17 protein-coding genes are annotated in these 18245 nt (G+C 61.0%); 12 read left to right on the top strand and 5 right to left on the bottom strand.

The window, feature by feature from the left end:
- Positions 1 to 94: 94 nt before the first annotated feature.
- From FHX06_RS02970 to FHX06_RS02955, 4 genes are all read left to right on the top strand, one after another.
- Positions 95 to 1480 (top strand): aldehyde dehydrogenase family protein, encoded by a 1386-nt coding sequence (locus tag FHX06_RS02970; RefSeq protein WP_183878030.1) that lies wholly within the window; start codon positions 95 to 97, stop codon positions 1478 to 1480.
- Entirely contained in the window at positions 1477 to 2631 is a 1155-nt protein-coding gene (locus FHX06_RS02965) for an iron-containing alcohol dehydrogenase (RefSeq protein ID WP_113016569.1), read from the top strand. Before FHX06_RS02970 ends, FHX06_RS02965 begins: the two co-directional genes overlap by 4 nt.
- 244 nt (positions 2632 to 2875) lie before the next feature.
- Positions 2876 to 3586 (top strand): ParA family protein, encoded by a 711-nt coding sequence (locus FHX06_RS02960; RefSeq protein WP_162709945.1) that lies wholly within the window; start codon positions 2876 to 2878, stop codon positions 3584 to 3586.
- Positions 3587 to 3715: 129 nt separating this feature from the next.
- The gene (locus tag FHX06_RS02955; protein WP_183878028.1) at positions 3716 to 4831 is read left to right on the top strand and encodes a helix-turn-helix transcriptional regulator; all 1116 of its coding nucleotides are present in this window, start codon (positions 3716 to 3718) and stop codon (positions 4829 to 4831) included.
- Between the two features lie 6 nt (positions 4832 to 4837).
- Here FHX06_RS02955 and FHX06_RS02950 read toward each other — a convergent pair whose 3' ends face one another.
- Positions 4838 to 6223, bottom strand: coding sequence for a L,D-transpeptidase (locus FHX06_RS02950; protein ID WP_112541225.1), 1386 nt, complete (start codon positions 6221 to 6223; stop codon positions 4838 to 4840).
- 255 nt (positions 6224 to 6478) lie between these two features.
- On the opposite strand from FHX06_RS02950, the gene FHX06_RS02945 reads away from it, so the two are divergent.
- From FHX06_RS02945 to FHX06_RS02930, 4 genes are all read left to right on the top strand, one after another.
- Positions 6479 to 7315 (top strand): DUF4432 family protein, encoded by an 837-nt coding sequence (locus FHX06_RS02945; RefSeq protein WP_183878025.1) that lies wholly within the window; start codon positions 6479 to 6481, stop codon positions 7313 to 7315.
- Positions 7316 to 7414: 99 nt separating this feature from the next.
- Complete coding sequence (locus tag FHX06_RS02940; protein WP_112541227.1) at positions 7415 to 7753, top strand: TIGR01244 family sulfur transferase; 339 nt, start codon at positions 7415 to 7417, stop codon at positions 7751 to 7753.
- A 70-nt stretch (positions 7754 to 7823) separates the two neighbouring features.
- The gene (locus tag FHX06_RS02935; RefSeq protein ID WP_112541228.1) at positions 7824 to 8165 is read left to right on the top strand and encodes a RidA family protein; all 342 of its coding nucleotides are present in this window, start codon (positions 7824 to 7826) and stop codon (positions 8163 to 8165) included.
- A 15-nt stretch (positions 8166 to 8180) separates the two neighbouring features.
- The gene (locus FHX06_RS02930) at positions 8181 to 8531 is read left to right on the top strand and encodes a hypothetical protein (RefSeq protein ID WP_112541229.1); all 351 of its coding nucleotides are present in this window, start codon (positions 8181 to 8183) and stop codon (positions 8529 to 8531) included.
- Positions 8532 to 8562: 31 nt separating this feature from the next.
- On the opposite strand, the gene FHX06_RS02925 is transcribed toward FHX06_RS02930, so the two are convergent.
- The 4 genes from FHX06_RS02925 to FHX06_RS02910 all read right to left on the bottom strand — a co-directional run bounded on the left by FHX06_RS02925 (position 8563) and on the right by FHX06_RS02910 (position 13427).
- The gene (locus FHX06_RS02925) at positions 8563 to 10215 is read right to left on the bottom strand and encodes a thiamine pyrophosphate-binding protein (RefSeq protein WP_113016571.1); all 1653 of its coding nucleotides are present in this window, start codon (positions 10213 to 10215) and stop codon (positions 8563 to 8565) included.
- A 64-nt stretch (positions 10216 to 10279) separates the two neighbouring features.
- A complete protein-coding gene (locus tag FHX06_RS02920; RefSeq protein WP_113016572.1) occupies positions 10280 to 11479 on the bottom strand; it encodes a CaiB/BaiF CoA transferase family protein in 1200 nt (399 codons plus the stop codon).
- Positions 11480 to 11524: 45 nt separating this feature from the next.
- Positions 11525 to 12481, bottom strand: coding sequence for a DMT family transporter (locus tag FHX06_RS02915; RefSeq protein WP_113016573.1), 957 nt, complete (start codon positions 12479 to 12481; stop codon positions 11525 to 11527).
- Position 12482: 1 nt separating this feature from the next.
- Positions 12483 to 13427, bottom strand: a complete 945-nt coding sequence (locus FHX06_RS02910) for an alpha/beta fold hydrolase (protein ID WP_113016574.1) — start codon at positions 13425 to 13427, stop codon at positions 12483 to 12485.
- Positions 13428 to 13596: 169 nt separating this feature from the next.
- On the opposite strand from FHX06_RS02910, the gene FHX06_RS02905 reads away from it, so the two are divergent.
- From FHX06_RS02905 to metF, 4 genes are all read left to right on the top strand, one after another.
- A complete protein-coding gene (locus FHX06_RS02905) occupies positions 13597 to 14334 on the top strand; it encodes a ribonuclease T2 family protein (protein WP_113016575.1) in 738 nt (245 codons plus the stop codon).
- A gap of 108 nt (positions 14335 to 14442) precedes the next feature.
- Positions 14443 to 16092, top strand: coding sequence for an energy-dependent translational throttle protein EttA (gene ettA / locus FHX06_RS02900; RefSeq protein ID WP_112969236.1), 1650 nt, complete (start codon positions 14443 to 14445; stop codon positions 16090 to 16092).
- A gap of 174 nt (positions 16093 to 16266) precedes the next feature.
- Positions 16267 to 17292, top strand: a complete 1026-nt coding sequence (locus FHX06_RS02895) for an ArsR/SmtB family transcription factor (RefSeq protein WP_112541236.1) — start codon at positions 16267 to 16269, stop codon at positions 17290 to 17292.
- Positions 17293 to 18195, top strand: a complete 903-nt coding sequence (gene metF, locus FHX06_RS02890; protein ID WP_112541237.1) for a methylenetetrahydrofolate reductase [NAD(P)H] — start codon at positions 17293 to 17295, stop codon at positions 18193 to 18195.
- The last annotated feature ends 50 nt before the right edge of the window (positions 18196 to 18245 follow it).

Raw genomic sequence — 18245 nt, 5'->3', positions numbered from 1 at the left:
ACATAACCGAAGCAGAAGGCGGCCGACTGGTTCCTCAACGGGGGCAAGTCGAGGCGCCTTTCCCTGCGGCCCAGAAGAAAACAGGAAACAGATCATGACAATGATCCAATGCATTTCGCCGATTGACGGCTCTGTTTATGCGGAGCGTCCAGCGCTTTCGCTTGAAGCGGCGAAGGAAGCCGTTGCGCGTGCGCGCAAAGCGCAGAAGGCCTGGGCCAGGCGCCCGCTAGAAGATCGTGTCCAGTTGGTGCTGAAAGGTGTCGCCCGTCTCAACGAGATGTCCGACGTCGTCGTGCCCGAGCTTGCCTGGCAGATGGGCCGGCCGATCAAGTATGGCGGCGAATATCGCGGCTTCAACGAGCGTTCCAACTATGTCGCCTCGATCGCAGCCGACGCGCTGGCGCCGCTGGTCGTCGAAGAGAGCGACAAGTTCGAGCGCCGCATCGAACGCGAAGCCCATGGGGTCGTTTTCGTCGTCGCTCCCTGGAATTACCCCTACATGACGGCGATCAACACGATCGCGCCGGCGCTGATGGCGGGCAATACCGTCGTGCTCAAGCATGCCTCGCAGACGCTGCTCGTCGGCGAGCGGCTGGTGCAGGCCTTCGTCGAGGCCGGTGTTCCCGAGGATGTGTTCCAGAACGTTTTCCTCGACCATGAGACGACCTCGGCGCTGATCGCCGCCGGCAGCTTCAACTTCGTCAATTTCACCGGTTCGGTCGAAGGCGGCCGCTCGATGGAGCGCGCTGCGGCCGGTACCTTTACCGGTCTCGGCCTCGAGCTCGGCGGCAAGGATCCGGGCTATGTGATGGAAGATGCGGATCTCGACGCGGCCGTCGATACGCTGATGGACGGCGCGACCTATAATTCCGGTCAGTGCTGCTGCGGCATCGAGCGCATCTATGTGCATGAATCGCTCTATGACGCCTTCGTCGAGAAGTCCGTCGCCTGGGTTTCGAACTACAAGCTCGGCAATCCGCTCGATCCGGAGACATCGCTCGGCCCGATGGCGCACAAGCGCTTCGCCAAGGTGGTGCGCGAACAGATCGCCGACGCGGTTGCCAAGGGCGCCAAGGCGCTCGTCGATCCCAAGCTCTTCCCGGCCGATGACGGCGGCGCCTATCTCGCCCCGCAGATCCTCGTCAATGTCGATCATTCCATGGCCTTCATGCGCGAAGAAACCTTCGGCCCGGCCGTCGGCATCATGAAGGTGAAGAACGACGATGAGGCGCTGGCGCTGATGAATGACAGCCAGTACGGGCTGACGGCGTCGCTCTGGACCAAGGATGCGGAGCGGGCAGGGCGGCTCGGCCGCGAAATCGAAACCGGCACCGTCTTCATGAACCGCGCCGATTATCTCGATCCGGCTCTCTGCTGGACCGGCGTCAAGGAAACCGGTCGCGGCGGCTCGCTGTCGATCATCGGCTTCCACAATCTGACGCGTCCCAAATCCTACCACCTGAAGAAGGTCACAGCATGAGCAGCGCCAACATCACCGCCAACTGGAGCTATCCGACATCCGTCAAGCTCGGCCGCGGCCGCATCAAGGAACTGGCCGACGCCTGCAAGAGCCTCGGCATGAAGAAGCCGCTGCTCGTCACCGACCGCGGCCTTGCCGCGATGGCGATCACCAAGAACGCGCTCGACATTCTCGAAGATGCCGGCCTCGGCCGGGCGATCTTTGCCGATGTCGATCCGAATCCGAACGAGAAGAACCTCGAAGCCGGTATCAAGGCCTTCCGCGACGGCGGCCATGACGGCGTCGTCGCTTTCGGCGGCGGTTCGGGCCTCGATCTCGGCAAGTGCGTGGCCTTCATGGTCGGCCAGACGCGCCCCGTCTGGGATTTCGAGGATATCGGTGACTGGTGGACGCGGGCTGATGTCGCAGGCATCGCGCCGATCGTTGCCGTGCCGACGACGGCGGGCACCGGCTCGGAAGTCGGCCGTGCCAGCGTCATCACCAATTCCGCAACGCATGTGAAGAAGATCATCTTCCATCCGAAATTCCTGCCGGGCGTCGTCATCGCCGATCCGGAACTGACGGTCGGCATGCCGAAGATCATCACGGCCGGCACCGGCATGGATGCCTTCGCGCACTGCCTGGAAGCCTATTCTTCGCCTTTCTATCACCCGATGTCAGCCGGCATCGCGCTGGAAGGCATGCGCCTCGTCAAGGAATTCCTGCCGCGCGCCTACAAGGAAGGTACGGATCTGGAAGCCCGCGCCAACATGATGTCGGCAGCCGCCATGGGCGCTGTTGCGTTCCAGAAGGGGCTTGGCGCCATTCATGCGCTCTCGCATCCGATCGGCGCGGTTTACAATACCCATCACGGCATGACCAATGCCGTCGTCATGCCCGCAGTGCTGCGCTTCAACCGCTCGGCTATTGAAGAGAAGATTGCGCGTGCGGCTGCCTATCTCGGCATATCCGGCGGTTTCGACGGCTTCTACGACTACGTGCTGAAGCTGCGCTCCGAACTCGGCGTGCCCGAAAATCTCACTGCGATGGGAATCACCCCCGACCGGATCGACGAACTGGCCGCAATGGCGATCGAAGATCCGAGTGCTGGTGGCAATCCGGTTGCATTGACGCTCGAAAATACGAAGACCCTGTTTAAGGATTGCTTCTGAACAGATAAAGGCGGACCTCTAAACTGGCCCGGAAACCTCGGTTTTCCGGGCTTTTTTGTTGTTTTTCGCGCTTCTGGCCATCCCAATTTTTGATGATGTGAAAAATGCGGACCGCAATTTCGGCGGGCGCGTTTAGAATTTGTTAACCACGATTGGAAAGGATGGGTTAACCGCACGATGCTCCGACTGTGCGATCAACAAGAGCGATGCCGGCTCACGCCCATTCCGTTCGAGGACTAAGAATATGCCAGTCATCACATTCGCAAATACCAAGGGCGGCGCCGGCAAGACCACAGCCGTGTTGCTGCTTGCAACCGAATTGGCCCGTCAGGGCTACCGTGTCACCATCCTCGATGCCGACCCGCAGCACTGGATTTCGCGCTGGCACGAAATCTCCGGTCATGTGCCCAACATCAGCGTCATCGACTTCGTAACAACCGCCTCGCTGCCGCAGCACATCAGCGAAAACAAACATAATACCGATTATTTCATCATCGACCTGCCCGGCGCGCGCAACCCGCTGCTGGCAACGGCAGTCGGCCTTTCCGACCATGTGCTGATCCCGATCCAGGGCTGCGCCATGGATGCTCGTGGCGGCGCCCAGGTTCTCGAACTGCTGCAATATCTGGAGGAGAAGGCCGGCATCAAGATCGGGCATTCGGTCGTGCTGACCCGCGTCAATTCCATGGTCACGACCCGCGCACTGCAGCTCGTCAAGGCCCTGTTGAACGAACGCCACGTGTCGGTTCTGGATACGGCGATCATCGAACGCTCCGCCTTCCGTGACATCTTCGATTGTGGCGGCACGCTGCATACGATGGATCCAACGCGTGTCAGCAATCTCGACAAGGCCCGTGAAAACGCTCTCTGTTTCGCAGAGGAAATCATTCGCAAGGTGCCCGGCCGGCTGCCGGTTGCGATTCGCCTGGCGAATGCCATGGGCCGGGCTGCCTAATCAGAATAGACAGGGGTAGGGAAATTGATGCCTCGGCTTCGGCCGGGGCATTTTCTATTTGAAATTACATTTGCTCACTGCTGTAATGATGATCAGGTTGTAAAAATCTCTTCACGCGCGAAGCAACGCATGAACATAAGCCAGCAAGTCGACGACAAGCTTATCGATTCTATTTACGGGATCGTTTTTGGTGAAGCGCGATGGGATACGTTTCTGACGGAGTTGAACGGGCTGCTGCCAGGGGCGGGAACCAGCCTTTTCTATCATGATGCGGCGCGGGCGAAAGGTTCGTCGCAATTCCACATCAATATGGATCAGGCGTGGATCGACACCTACACACGCTATTACTGCCGGCTGAACCCCTGGATATCGGGCCTGAACAGAACGCCCCCTGGGCAGGGGGCAATCGGTGAGGATTTCATATCCTATGCAGAGCTTTCCAGGACCGAGTTCTTCAACGACTTCTGGCATCGGCATGAAGGTCACGGCGCCGTCGGCATGGCGATCCTGCGGGAGGGCAGCCGGTCGTTCAATCTTTCGATCACCACGACCCGCTGGACCGACCCGGATGAGAGCCGGGCCTGCGCTGCGCTTCTGACACGGATCGGGCCTCATCTGAGGCGCGCCTTCATCGCGGTCGAATCCGGCGGACGACAGAAGAATGTTTCGGAGATCAACGGGAGGCTGTTCGATGCTATTGGCGTCGGTGTGCTGCTGCTGAATTCGGAGCGGCAACTGGTCTCCACCTCTGTCTTCGGAGAGCAGGTGCTCGAACAGGGGGCGGGTGTCTGGCTTTCACCGCTCGGAATGCTGCATCTTGCCGACCAGGATGCTGACGACCGTCTCACACTGATGCTGCGGCATGAGGAGGAGGCAGAGCGTCAACAGACGGTTCTGGACGATGGCCGGAAGATCACCTTGCTCAAGCTTGAGAAGAGCCACCAGCCACGCTTCTTCGAGCGACCGGTCGTCGCCATCCTGATCGAGCCGAAACAAAGCTCTGCAGGGCTGAGCGATGAGAAACTGCGCAGAGATTTCGGTCTCACGCAGGCTGAAATCAGGGTCGTGAGGGCGCTGGTTTCGGGAGGCTCGGTTTCGGGCCTGGCTGCCGAAACCAGCCGCTCGCGCGAGACGATCCGCTCGCAGGTGCGGTCCGTCTATCTGAAGACGGGTGCCAGGAAGCAGGTGGAGCTCCTGCGTCTGATCCAGTTCGGCGAGCGCCCGCCAGAAACACCGGGCGAATAGATTTCCTCAGTCGACGAATTCGACCGTCACGCCGGGCTTGACCATCTTAGCAAGCTCCGTCGCATCCCAGTTCGTCAGGCGGATGCAGCCGTGGCTCTGGGTGCGGCCGATCCTGGAAGGGTCCGGAGTGCCGTGAATGCCATAGGTGGGCTTGGAAAGCGCCATCCAGACAGTACCAACCGGGCCATTCGGGCCTGGCGGAATGTCGAGGATCTTATCGTTGGCGCCCTGCTGGAAATTGATCTTCGGATTGTAGGTGTAACCCGGATTGAAGGCGACACGCTCGACGGTCACGGTACCTGACGGAGAAGGCGTGTCGGTGGAGCCGATCGAGGCCGGGTAGGCGGCAACAAGATTGCCGGCGTCGTCATAGGCAAAGACCTGCTTGCGGCCCTTATCGGCGAGGATCTTTGAAACAGCGCCGGTCTTGTTCGCGCCGGGATTGACGACCTTGATGACTGTGCCCGGGATCGTGAAATCCGCGCCGGGGTTCATTTCCTTCAGGAAGTTCTCGTCCATGTGGAAGCGCTCGGCGAGCGCTTCGGTGACCGTGGTATAGGCAAGCGACGGCAGGAGTGCCTTCTGTGAATAATCTTCCGGTATCTGCGCCACATAGGGACCGGCCGCATCCGCGTCCGTGATCGTATAGTTGACGACCGGCAGGCCGCCATTCATGCGCAGTTCTTCGAGGATCGCATCCGTATTGTTCGGATCAAGCTTCGTGCCGGTCATCTGTTCATAGGCGTAGATCGCCTTGGTGACGTTGGAGCCCATGTGGCCGTCGATGACACCAGGAGAAACGCCGGCGCGATCCAGAAACACCTGAAGGGCGACGATCTCAGGCTTGGACTTGTCCTTGAGCGTGATCACAGGATCCTGTGGCGCCGCGCGCGGCTCGTCGGCGGGTGGAATCTGCTGGTCGGGCTCGACCGCTGCATAATCATCCTGGCCCTGCGGATCGCCGGGGTAGGCCTGATCGAGTGGCCGACGCTCTATGGAGGCGTCCTGCGGGATGGACCCCGTTACCGGGCCGCGCTCGGAATAGCGCGTATCGCCATAGCGGTTGTCGTCGGAATAATAGGGGTCGTTATTGTAGGCGTCGTTATAGACTTCCCGATTGGTGCGCGGCGAATAGTAGCCGCGAGCACGCATCTCGGTCGCGACGATGTTGCCGTAGCGGTCAATCAGCACACGATTGCCGCGATAGTCGTGGGCATAAACGAAGCCGCGGCCGGGGGGGACGTATTCGAGGATTTCGCCGGTCGGCGTCACCAGTACGATATCGCTTCTGTTGCGACCGTATTGCTGCGCGTCGGCCTGCTGCGGCGTGAACGCGGCGAGCGCCAAAAGCAGGGCCGAAAGGGAAAGGGCCGATTTCATAAAGCGATTCACGTCTCACACCTCGATCAGTGGCTCGGCAGACACACACCTGCGAATTTTGACGCTAGTGTGGAATTTCTTAAGCCGTGCTGAACAAAAGATAAAAACAACGGTGTTTTGCGTTTACTCATAAACGCTTGCGCGAAGATGGCGTTCCCGTGAAGGCGATGGTTGCGGTGCTGCCGATCGCCGTTCCTGTCCTTGATTGACTAGGGTGACGGCACCCCCTAACCCTACCGCAGCCAAGATTCCCGGGAGGATAAGCCGATGATCGAATTTGCCGCCGCACGCGGACCGCGCCTGATGCTGGATGAAAGATCGGTGCTGGATATCGGCGGCTGCATCGTCGAGGGCATCGATATCGCGCCCAAGCGCGCCATCCCCGACGATGGCGATCCGCGAATCGATCATTCTCTGGAAGGCTTTCTCTTCACCTGCGGCCCCGATCACATACGTCATCGTCAACCTGTTCCCGGGACGGACGGCAAGATCTATCCCCTGCACGGGTCTGCCTCCGGCCATGCCGCCAAAGTGCTGTGGACGAGGTTCGAAAATGGCAATGCCGAATGCCGCGCCGATATCGACATCATCACGGTCGAGGGCCTGCCCCAGCGCATCGAGCGCCTGTGGCGGATCGACGGGGAAACGGGCGAGGTCTCGCTTGAGGATCGCGTCGTCAATACGAGCGACCAAAAGGTGCCGACCTTTCTGATGTACCATATGAATATCGGCGGCAAATGGCTGGACGCGGGCACGCGGCTCGAGGGGAGGATGCTCGAGGGCAGCGGTTTTCCCTGGACCTTCGGCGAGGAGCCGGGCGGCATCTTCTGCGTCGAGGCTCCGGCAACGGAGGACGGTCTTGCCGAAGTCCGGCTCGGGCCGGTTGCCGCAATCGGCGGCAAGACGCTCAGGGTGGGCGTGCGTGCCGATACGTTGCCGCATCTGCAGATCTGGCGGAACCAGAAGGCGCCGGCTGATATTATCGGTATCGAGCCGGTGTCGCACCGCTGGGTGCTGCGCCATGAGCTGGAGGCGGCCGGTGAGTTCAACTGGCTGAAGCCGGGCGAAAGCCGCAGCTACGGCCTTCGTTTCGGCTTCGTCTAAGCTTATAGCCTAATCCGGGGGCGTTCGGCGAAGACGTGTTGACGCCCAAGGGGACGCGTCGTAGACCTTCAGCCCACCATTTTAGAGGAGATTGAGACGATGGATATCCGCCAGATCGACGATGAATACTCCGTTTCCGGCCAGATCACGGTTGACGAACTCGACCAGATCAAGGCACTCGGCTTCAAGTCCATCGTCTGCCATCGTCCGGATGGCGAAAGCCCTGACCAGACGCCCTTTGCCGTCATCGAAGCCCGCGCCAAGGAAATCGGCCTGCAGATCACCCATGTGCCGGTCGGGCCGATGGGTGTGACCGAGGAGGCCGTGCAGGGCATGGTCGACGCGCTCGACGAATTCGAGCGGCCGATGCTCGGCTATTGCCGCTCCGGCGCGCGCTCGACGGCGATCTATCAGAAGACGCACCACATCCGCGCCTGAGCCGGTTTTACCCGAACCAGTCCTGCGCCGCGCTAACGCGGCGCTTTTATTTGATGAACAGGAGAACACGATGAGCATCAAGCGTATCGACATCGGTGCCCGCATGAGCGGCGCCGTCATCCACGGCAACACCGTATACCTCGCAGGCCAGGTCGGCGAAGGCGAAAGCGTTGCCGATCAGTGCAAGTCTGCACTCGGCGAAGTCGACCGTCTGCTCGCCGCTTCCGGCAGCAACAAGTCGAAGATCCTGCAGACGATCATCTATCTCTCCGATATCGCCTATTTCGCTGAGATGAACGCCGTTTGGGAAGGCTGGATCGACCCGGCAAACCCGCCGGCCCGTGCCACCAGCGAAGCCAAGCTCGCTGCGCCGAAGTACAAGGTTGAATTCATCGTCACCGCGGCGATCTGATCTTAAGGACACGGAATGTCAACGAGGCGCCTGCTGACGGTGTGTTTTGCCGGTTGCCTCGTTGCTTCCGTGGCTTTTACGGAGGAGCTTCCGCCCATTCCCAAGGGCGATGGGCTTGGCGTCGCCTCTATGAGCATGACCATCGCATTGATCTGCGACATGAATTACAAGCGCCCGCAGCTCGTTCGGAATGCAAAAGCGCTGTTTTTGAAGTTTGCTCGAAAGGAACTGCAAGACCCGCAAGCTGCAACGGAACGGGCCTTCAGCACGGCTCGCCGCGGCGTTACGCAGCAATCGACCCGGCAATATTCCAAAGAGAGCTGCGATCAGCTGGATAGAATGCTGAAACGCGAGCTTGCGCGCTGAGTTCTCGTTCTCCAATGCGCTGATTTTTCAATTAGGATTTCTCGCGGATCTGCGTCAGTGTCCGCGCCGGCGTAATGGCTTCAGGATCGAGCTTGACCTCGATGATCGCTGGCTTGCCGCTGTCGCGTGCGCGCTCGAAAGCCGGCGCGAAATCCTCCGTTTTTTCCACCGTCTCGCCGTGACCACCATAAGCGCGGGCAAGGGCTGCAAAGTCCGGATTGGTGAGGTCGGTCGCGCTGACGCGGCCGGGATATTCCCGCTCCTGGTGCATGCGGATCGTGCCGTAGATGCCGTTATTGACCACGACCGTGATGATCGGCAGGCCGTAGCGCACGGCGGTCGCAAATTCCTGTCCGTGCATCAGGAAGCAGCCGTCGCCGGCAAAGCAGATGACGTCCCTGTCGGGGAAGAGCTGTTTGGCACCGACTGCTGCCGGCAGGCCGTAACCCATGGAGCCTGAGGTCGGGGCCGCCTGTGTATTGAAACGGCGGAAGCGATGGAAGCGGTGCACCCAGGTGGCGTAATTGCCGGCGCCGTTGGTGAAGATCGTGTCCGGCCCGGTATTGGCCTCCAACCATTCCATGATCGGCCCCATATGAACGGCGCCCGGACCTGTCGCCGGCGGCTTCGACCATGAGAGATAGGCCTGGTGCATGCGCTCGGTGCGTTCGACCCAGCGCGGCTCGGCAGGAGCTTCGAGATCGGCGAGTGCCGCGATGAAATCGGCGGGGCTGGCGCAGATCGCGAGATCGGGGCGATAGACGCGGCCAAGCTCCGACGGATCCGGATGGATGTGGACGAGCGACTGCGCCGGGTAGGGGATATCGATGAGCGTATAGCCCGAGGAGGGCATTTCCGACATGCGGCCACCGAGCAGGATCAGGAGGTCGCTCTCCTTGATCTCCTTTGCCAGCGCCGGATTGATGCCGATGCCGACATCGCCGGCGTAGCACGGATGCAGGTGATCGAACAGCATCTGCCGGCGGAAGGAGCAGCCGACCGGCAGGCGGAAGCGCTCGGCAAAGGTCTGGAAATCGGCGACCGCATCAGCATCCCAGCGGGTGCCGCCAAGGATGACCATCGGCCGCTCGGCCTTCAGCAGGCGCAGATAGAGATCGTCGATCTGGCTGCGGCCGGGATGGGCTTCGACGCGCGCGTAGCGCCTGGCTTTCGGAGCCTCGACCTCGTCGCGCAACATATCTTCAGGAAGCGTCAGCACGACCGGACCCGGACGACCTGATGTTGCGATCGCGAAGGCGCGGGTGACGAATTCCGGGATACGGGCGGCATCATCGATCTCGCCGACCCATTTGGCGAATTCGGTGAAGGCGCGGCGGAATTCGACCTCCTGGAAAGCTTCGCGCTCGCGCGCTTCCCGCTGGACCTGGCCAATGAAGAGGATCATCGGGATCGAATCCTGCCTTGCGATATGCAGACCGGCAGAGGCATTGGTCGCACCGGGGCCGCGGGTGACCATGCAGATGCCGGGCTCGCCGGTCAGCCGGCCCCAGCAATCCGCCATCATCGCCGCCCCGCCTTCCTGGCGGCAGACGATCACGTCGATGTCGCTGTCGTGCAGGGCGTCGAGCACCGCGAGAAAGCTTTCCCCGGGCACGCAGGAGAGGCGCTTGACGCCGTTTGCCTTCAGCGCCTCGACGACCAATTGTCCGCCTGTCCTCTTCATGGCCTCTTCCTCCTCATGGCCCCATTCTCCTCATGGCCCCATTCTCCTCATGGCCCCATTCTCCTCATGGCGATGTCTTCCTCTCCCATTGCAGAAGTTCGGCCAGAATCTCTTCATTGTGCTCGCCGAGGCGCGGGCTCGGCCGTTCGTAACGCAGTGGCGTTTCCGACAGAACAACCGGCGTGCGTACACCCGGGATCACCGTGCCTGCGGCATCCGGCAGGTCGATGCGCAGGCCGCGCGCGGCAATCTGCGGATCGGCGAACATTTCCTCGATCGTGTTGATGGCACCTGCCGGAACGGCATTGTCTTCGCAGGCTTTCAGGAGATCGGCTTTTTGCCATTTCAGCGTTTCGGTCGAGACAATCCGGCGCACCGCGTCTCTATTGGCAACGCGTGCCTTGTTTGTCGCGAAATTCTCGTCATCGCCGATGACGAGGCCGAGGATGGTGCAAAGCCTGCGGAACTGACCGTCATTGCCGACCGCAAGGATGAGATAGCCGTCAGCCGTCGGCACGACTTCATAGGGCGAGATATTCGGGTGCGCGTTGCCGAGCCGCACGGGCGCGCGGCCGGAGACCAGGTAATTCATGTTCTGGTTGGCAAGCACTGCCGATTGTACATCGAGCAGCGCCATGTCGATCAGCTGGCCTTCACCCGTCTTCAGCGCATGGATGAGGGCGGCTTCGATCGCCGATACCGCATAGATGCCGGTGAAGATATCGGCGATTGCCACACCCGCCTTCATTGGCTGGCCATCCCGCTCGCCGGTGATCGACATGAAGCCGGACATGCCCTGAACGATATAATCGTAGCCGGCGAGATTGGCATAGGGGCCGGTCTGGCCGAAGCCGGTGATGGAGCAGTAGACGAGACGGGGATTGATCGCTCTCAGGCTGTCATAGTCGAGACCATATTTGACGAGGCCACCGAGCTTGAAATTCTCGATCAGCACATCGGCGGTGGCGACGAGGCGGCGCACCAGCGACTGGCCTTCCTCGCTCTTGAGATCGGCGGTGATGGATCGCTTGCCGCGATTGGTGGAATGGTAGTAGGCGGCCGAGAGATTTTCACCATCCGCTCCTTCGACGAAGGGCGGCCCCCAATGCCGGGTGTCGTCACCTCCGTCGGGGTTTTCCACCTTGATCACGTCGGCGCCGAGATCAGCCAGCATCTGTCCGGCCCAGGGGCCGGCGAGCACGCGTGCGAGCTCGATGACCCGGATGCCCGCAAGCGGCGGCTTCTTCTTTTCGTCCTGCGTCATGTTCCTCCCAGTTTCCTCCCGGGCTTCTCCCATGGCTGTCGGATTTCAGGGCGCCCGCGTTGCCTCAGATGTATCGGATACGGGTTTGGAAGCAAAGCGCTGCTCACGCCAGATGATGTAGAGGCCCGACGCGATGACGATGAGGATGCCGAGCCATTTCAGTGCATCCGGGAAATCGCCGAAGACCAGCCAGGCAAAGGCGGTGGCCGAAACGATTTCCAGATATTGCAGCGGTGCCAGCGTTGAAGCCGGTGCGGCGCGATAGGCATAGGCGGCGAGGATGCCGGTGATGGCGGCGGCGATGCCCGTACCCAGCAGGTAGCCGAAGGCGGGAAGATCGGGCATGGTGGTGTCGATGATGTTGGAACCGCTGCCATAGCCGAAGAACAGGATGACGGCGCAGAAGAAGATGCCCCAGAGGCCGGTCTGGAACTGCATGGCCCAGGGATCTTCCCGGTGCGAGAGCACGCGTGTCATCAGCGCGAAGACGGCGATACAGAAGGCGCTGACGACGGGCAGAAGGGCAATATAGCCGACCTCTTCGAAGCTCGGCTGGATGATCAGCATGGCGCCGAGGAAGCCGACGGCGCAGGCGCTGTAGCGGCGCCAGCCGATGGTCTCCTTCAGGAAGATGCTGCCGAGGATCGTCAGAATGATCGGCTCGACGAAGAAGATGGCGATCGCATCGGCAACCGCCATGACCTTCAGCGTGGTGACGAAGCTTATCATCGACGTCGTGACCATGGCGCCGCGGATTGCATGATACCAGCTCTGCTTCAGCGAGAACTGGATCTTGGCGCCGCGCAGAAAGACGATGGGCAGCATGGTGAGCGACTGGATGACAAAGCGGAAGGCGGCGACCTCGGTGGACGAGATCGTTGCCGTTGCGAGCTTCGAGAAAATGTCGATCAGCGGCGAAATCAGGACCGAGAGCAGCATGAAAAGCAGGCCGAACGTCACTTCGGAGGAGGCGTGATGGGGGGTATAGCTCGGGCTTGTCATCTCAGTCCTTTCGCTCCGGACCGTTGCGGATCGCCTCGTCGCACCAGTCGGCCAAATCCGCTATTGCCGCGCCGGCGCCGATTTCGTTCAGCGTCTCATGCCGCATATCCTGATATATCTCAGTGCTGATACGGGAGAAGCCCTGGCTTTTCAAACGCTCTGACAGCCAGAGCACAGCTTTTCCATTGTTGGTAGCCGGGTCCTTTCCACCGCCGACCAGGTGAATCGGTATGTCCTTCGGCAGTCTGGCGAGTTGTTCCTTCGCGATGCCGCGGAAGGTGAGCGCGAAGACGTCCAACCACAGCGATACCGAAGCATCGAAACCGCAAAGCGGATCGGCGATATAGGCATCGACCTCGGCCGGATCGCGCGACAGCCAGTCGAACTCCGTCCGATGATTGGGGACGGACTTGCCCCAGGCGGAAAATGTCAACCTTGGCAGCATGTCACTCGGCACGTCGGAGCCCTTCAGCGCGCGCTCGGCAAGCAGGATCGCCTGCGCGGCGCGGCCGGAAAGGCCGACGGCGAAATTCGAATTCCAGATGGCGACGGCGGCGAAACGGCCGGCAAGATCGGCTGCGGCATTGAGTGCGATCAGGCCGCCCATTGAGTGGCCGAACAGAATGACGGGCAGGCCGGGGTGACGGCCCGTGGCGAAGCTGTGCACGGCGGCGATATCGCTGACGACGTGTTCGATGCCGTTGCGTCTCGCAAAGCGGCCGAGCGGCGCATCGGATGCGGTTGTCTCGCCATGGCCGCGATGGTCATGCGCATAAACGTGATAGCCTCTTGCCGCCATGGCCTCGGCAAAGCGCTGGTAGCGACGCGAATGTTCGGCAAGCCCGTGTGAAATCATCAGGATAGCTTGCACTCGTCCTTCTGCAGGCTGGTAGTGACAGGCAAGCGAAGCCCCGGCGTTTTGAAGCCGCAATGTCTCGGAAAACATGCATTCCTCCCGGGCCCAAAAGACCAGATATCAAGGCAAATGCAATATTGCGGCGTCGCTCATACACGAGAAAGCGTGCTTCCTGCTGCGATTCAGGGTTGCGCAAGTCACGGCTTCGTGCTTGTTTGTTCTTGTATTGTTCTTTGTCGGAACTATTTCGGGGCTAATAATGGTCAAGTTTCTACTCTCGGTTTCCATCCTGTTCCTCTCGCTGTCGTCTGTCGGCTCCGTATCCGCCGAAGAAAGCGGGCGAACGCGCTTCATTCTCGCCGCAAGCTGGCAGCCGGCATTCTGCCAGACCAATCAGAAGAAGGCCGAATGCGCCACGCAGAGCGGCGAGCGCTATGATGCCACCAATTTTTCTCTCCACGGTCTGTGGCCGATGCGCCAGGATTATTGCGGCGTGCCTGCCGAGCAGAAGGCCGCCGACAAGGACGGCCAGTGGACGGACCTGCCGTCAGTAGACCTTACAGCCGAGACGAAGACCGCTCTCGACAAGGCAATGCCCGGCACGCAATCCGGGCTCGAGCGGCATGAGTGGATCAAACACGGCACGTGCACCAAGATGAGTGCCGATGATTATTTTGCCACTGCTATCCACCTGATGGGCGATCTCAATGCTTCGGCGGTGCGCGATCTCTTTGCCGCCAATGTCGGCAAGACGCTGAAATCCGACGCGATCAAGGCGGCTTTCGACAAGAGCTTTGGGGCCGGTGCCAGCGACCGCGTGAAGATGAGCTGCCGGCGCGTCGGCAACAAGCGCGTGATCAGCGAACTGACGATCGGACTTTCGCAGGATGCCGTTTCGGCCCAAGCGAAGGAGAAGGGTCTCGGCGGGCTGATCCAGGGGGCAGGGCAGACGTCCTTCGGCTGTGACGAAGGCCTTGTGGATGCAGCCGGCTTCTGACGGAAACATGCCGAAATCCTGACGAAACAGGGTTTCGGCGTTGCCCGCGGGCGTGGTTTCGCCTACATAGCGGCCACGATTTCAAGTTTCCGCCCGGAGCATCCCAGCATGGCACGTCAGTTCATCTATCATATGTCCGGCCTCAACAAGGCCTATGGCAATAAGAAGATCCTCGAGAACATCCATCTTTCCTTCTATCCCGATGCAAAGATCGGTATTCTCGGCCCGAACGGCGCCGGTAAGTCCACCGTGCTGCGCATCATTGCCGGCCAGGACAAGGAATATACTGGCGAAGCCTGGCTCGCCGAAGGTGCGACGGTCGGCTACCTGGAGCAGGAGCCGAAGCTCGATCCGAACAAGACGGTGTTCGAAAACGTCATGGAAGGCGTTGCTTCCAAGACGGCGATCGTCGATCGCTACAACGAGCTGATGATGAACTATTCCGACGAGACGGCGGAAGAGGGTGCCAAGCTCCAGGACATCATCGACAGCCAGAACCTCTGGGATCTGGAAAGCCAGGTCGAGATGGCGATGGAAGCGCTGCGCTGCCCGCCGCGCGACGCCGAAGTCACCAGCCTGTCGGGTGGTGAACGCCGTCGTATCGCGCTCTGCCGCCTTCTGCTCTCGCAGCCGGACCTGCTGCTGCTCGACGAACCGACCAACCATCTGGACGCCGAAACCATCGCCTGGCTCGAAAAGCACCTGCGCGACTATCCGGGCGCCGTGATGATGATCACCCACGATCGCTACTTCCTGGACAACGTCACCGGCTGGATCCTCGAACTCGATCGCGGCCGCGGCATCCCGTACGAAGGCAACTACTCGGCTTATCTGCAGGCGAAGGCCAAGCGCATGCTGCAGGAAAACCGCGAAGAAGCCGGCCGCCAGAAGGCAATCAGCCGCGAACAGGAATGGATTGCTTCCAGCCCGAAGGCCCGTCAGGCCAAGTCGAAGGCGCGTATCAAGTCCTACGAGCAGCTGGTTGAGGCCGCCGAGAAGCAGCGTCCGGGCGACGCGCAGATCATCATCCCGGTCAGCGAACGCCTCGGCCAGGTGGTCATCGAGATGGAAGGCATCACCAAGGGCTTCGAAGGCCGCACGCTGATCAACGATCTGTCGATCAAGCTGCCGCCGGGCGGCATCGTCGGTATCATCGGTCCGAACGGCGCGGGCAAGACGACGCTGTTCAAGATGATCACCGGTCAGGAAAAGCCGGATGCCGGTTCGGTCCGCATCGGCGAGACCGTACATCTCGGTTATGTCGACCAGAGCCGCGACGCGCTCGACGGCAACAAGACCGTCTGGGAGGAAATCTCCGGCGGCGCCGAAATCATCAAGCTCGGCAAGTTCGACATGAATTCGCGCGCCTATTGCGGCGCGTTCAACTTCAAGGGCGGCGATCAGCAGCAGAAGGTCGGCAATCTCTCGGGTGGTCAGCGTAACCGCGTTCACCTTGCCAAGATGCTGAAGGCCGGCGGCAACGTGCTGCTGCTCGACGAACCGACCAACGACCTCGACACGGAAACGCTCGGTGCCCTGGAAAGCGCGCTGGAAGCATTTGCCGGTTGCGCCATCATCATCAGCCACGATCGCATGTTCCTCGACCGTCTGGCGACACACATCCTCGCCTTTGAAGGTGAAGGCCATGTCGAATGGTTCGAAGGCAACTTCGAGGACTACGAGCAGGACAAGGTTCGCCGCCTCGGCCCTGATGCCTTGAACCCGGGCAGCCAGGCTCACAAGCGCCTGACGCGCTGATCCGTTCTTCAGCCCTTTCGAAAGCCCCGGCTGGTCCGGGGCTTTTTTGATGTCTCGCGGTCTTCCCTTTTGTTGGCGCGATCAGCAAAGGCAAGTTCGCAATTCGGTGAAATGCCGCTTGCTTCAGCTACCCAAATCACATAAAGATATCTTTATATCTTGATTGGGTAGAATATGAGCGAACCCCTGAGGCTTGGACTGGATGCGCTGGTGGACGTCTTGAAGGCGGCCGGCGAACCGACGCGCCTGCGGCTGCTGGCGCTGCTGGCGGCAGGTGATCTCACCGTTACCGATCTTACGGAAATCCTGGGCCAATCCCAACCCCGCATCTCGCGGCACCTGAAGCTGCTCGGCGAGGCAGAGCTCATCGATCGCTATCAGGAGGGCGCCTGGGCCTATTTCCGGCTGGCGCATGAGGGCAAGGCCGCCGCGCTGGTGCGTAACCTCCTGAAGCATGTCTCCGAAAACGATCCGGTCGTACAGCGGGACGGCGAGCGTCTTGCCTCCGTCAAACGCCACCGCGCCGAGCGTGCGCAGGCCTATTTCAGCCGTAACGCTGCCGAATGGGACGAGCTTCGCCGCCTGCATGCGGCTGATGAAGAGGTGGATGCCGCCGTCATCAAGCTGCTCGGCAGCAATCCGATCGATTCCCTGCTCGATCTCGGCACCGGCACCGGCCGCATGCTGGAGCTTCTCTCCGGCCGCTATCGCCGGGCAATTGGCGTCGATGCCAGCCGCGACATGCTGAGTGTGGCACGCGCCAATCTCGACAAGTCCCGCATCACCACGGCTTCGGTACGCCACGCCGATATCCTCAATCTGCCTTTCGAGGGGCAGGACTTCGATCTGGTGACGATCCACCAGGTGCTGCATTTTTTCGACCAGCCCGAGATCGCGATCACCGAAGCTGCGCGCATGCTGCGGCCGGGCGGTCGCCTTGTTATCATCGACCTGGCGCCGCACGGCCTTGAATATCTTCGCGACGAGCATGCCCATGTCCGTCTCGGCTTCTCGCATCAGGCCATGTCGGAATGGGTGCGCAAGGCGGGGCTGGATGTCGAGCAGGTCGTCGATCTTCATCCGGGTCAGCAGGGCGAGAAGGGCCTCACGGTCACGATCTGGCTCGCGCGCGACCCGAGGCGCCTGATGGCCTCGCTGGAGAGCGAAGGCGCCATACCTACATTTGCCGGGAGAGAATAAATGACCCAGAACAACGACGCTCGCCGCCGCGATATCGCGATCTCCTTCGAGTTCTTCCCGCCGAAGTCCGAGGAGATGGAGGGCCAGCTCTGGAACACGGTCCGCGAGCTGCAGGACTGGAACCCGGAATTCGTATCCGTGACCTATGGTGCCGGCGGCACCACCAAGGCGCCGACGCTTTCCACGGTCACGCGCTTCCTGACCGACACACCGCTTGCAACAGCCTCGCACCTGACCTGCGTCAGCGCCACCAAGGAAGAGACGCATCAGGTGGTCGACAGCTTCCGCAAGGCAGGCGTTACGCACTTCGTGGCACTGCGCGGTGATGCGCCTGGCGGCGTTGGTGCGCCGTACCAGCCGCACCCGGGTGGTTACGCCAACGCAGCCGAACTGGTGGCCGGCCTCAAGCAGATCGGCGATTTCGAGATCTCCGTCTCGGCCTATCCGGAAAAGCACCCTGAAAGCCGCGACCAGGCGGCCGATATCGAGATGCTGAAGCGGAAGGCCGACAATGGCGCAGATCGCGCTCTGACGCAGTTCTTCTTCGACAATGACAATTTCGAGCGTTACCTCGAAAAGGTGCGTGCGGCCGGCGTCAAGATCCCTGTCGTACCTGGTATCATGCCGATCCAGAACCTGACGCAGCTGAAGCGCTTTGCCGGCGCCTGCGGCACGATCATTCCGGCCTTCCTCGACGAGCGCTTTGACGGATATGAGGAGAAGCCGGAGGAGCGGGCCAAGGTTGCCGCCGATGTCGCAGCCGAGCAGATCGAAGATCTCGTGCGTCGCGGTCTGCACGAATTCCATCTTTATACGATGAACCGCGCTCCGCTGGTCTCTGCCGTTCTCGACAATCTCGGCCTCTCGCGCCAGACGGCTAGAAGCGCCGGCGCGGCGGCCTGATCCGACAGTCGCCCATGGGCAAAGGAAAAGCGCATGCCGGGCGGGGCATG

It is taken from the genome of Rhizobium sp. BK512 (assembly GCF_014194915.1).
Taxonomy (GTDB): domain Bacteria; phylum Pseudomonadota; class Alphaproteobacteria; order Rhizobiales; family Rhizobiaceae; genus Rhizobium.
Note: the sequence above shows the minus strand (reverse complement) of the source record. Positions and strands in the feature narration are given on the sequence as shown.

Excerpts from the sequence above, each read along its gene's own strand:
- FHX06_RS02970 (WP_183878030.1), top strand. The coding sequence starts at position 95 with ATGACAATGATCCAATGCATTTCGCCGATTGACGGCTCTGTTTATGCG.
- FHX06_RS02965 (WP_113016569.1), top strand. The coding sequence starts at position 1,477 with ATGAGCAGCGCCAACATCACCGCCAACTGGAGCTATCCGACATCCGTC.
- FHX06_RS02960 (WP_162709945.1), top strand. The coding sequence starts at position 2,876 with ATGCCAGTCATCACATTCGCAAATACCAAGGGCGGCGCCGGCAAGACC.
- FHX06_RS02955 (WP_183878028.1), top strand. The coding sequence starts at position 3,716 with ATGAACATAAGCCAGCAAGTCGACGACAAGCTTATCGATTCTATTTAC.
- FHX06_RS02945 (WP_183878025.1), top strand. The coding sequence starts at position 6,479 with ATGATCGAATTTGCCGCCGCACGCGGACCGCGCCTGATGCTGGATGAA.
- FHX06_RS02940 (WP_112541227.1), top strand. The coding sequence starts at position 7,415 with ATGGATATCCGCCAGATCGACGATGAATACTCCGTTTCCGGCCAGATC.
- FHX06_RS02935 (WP_112541228.1), top strand. The coding sequence starts at position 7,824 with ATGAGCATCAAGCGTATCGACATCGGTGCCCGCATGAGCGGCGCCGTC.
- FHX06_RS02930 (WP_112541229.1), top strand. The coding sequence starts at position 8,181 with ATGTCAACGAGGCGCCTGCTGACGGTGTGTTTTGCCGGTTGCCTCGTT.
- FHX06_RS02925 (WP_113016571.1), bottom strand. The coding sequence starts at position 10,215 with ATGAAGAGGACAGGCGGACAATTGGTCGTCGAGGCGCTGAAGGCAAAC.
- FHX06_RS02920 (WP_113016572.1), bottom strand. The coding sequence starts at position 11,479 with ATGACGCAGGACGAAAAGAAGAAGCCGCCGCTTGCGGGCATCCGGGTC.
- FHX06_RS02915 (WP_113016573.1), bottom strand. The coding sequence starts at position 12,481 with ATGACAAGCCCGAGCTATACCCCCCATCACGCCTCCTCCGAAGTGACG.
- FHX06_RS02910 (WP_113016574.1), bottom strand. The coding sequence starts at position 13,427 with ATGTTTTCCGAGACATTGCGGCTTCAAAACGCCGGGGCTTCGCTTGCC.
- FHX06_RS02905 (WP_113016575.1), top strand. The coding sequence starts at position 13,597 with ATGGTCAAGTTTCTACTCTCGGTTTCCATCCTGTTCCTCTCGCTGTCG.
- ettA (WP_112969236.1), top strand. The coding sequence starts at position 14,443 with ATGGCACGTCAGTTCATCTATCATATGTCCGGCCTCAACAAGGCCTAT.
- FHX06_RS02895 (WP_112541236.1), top strand. The coding sequence starts at position 16,267 with ATGAGCGAACCCCTGAGGCTTGGACTGGATGCGCTGGTGGACGTCTTG.
- metF (WP_112541237.1), top strand. The coding sequence starts at position 17,293 with ATGACCCAGAACAACGACGCTCGCCGCCGCGATATCGCGATCTCCTTC.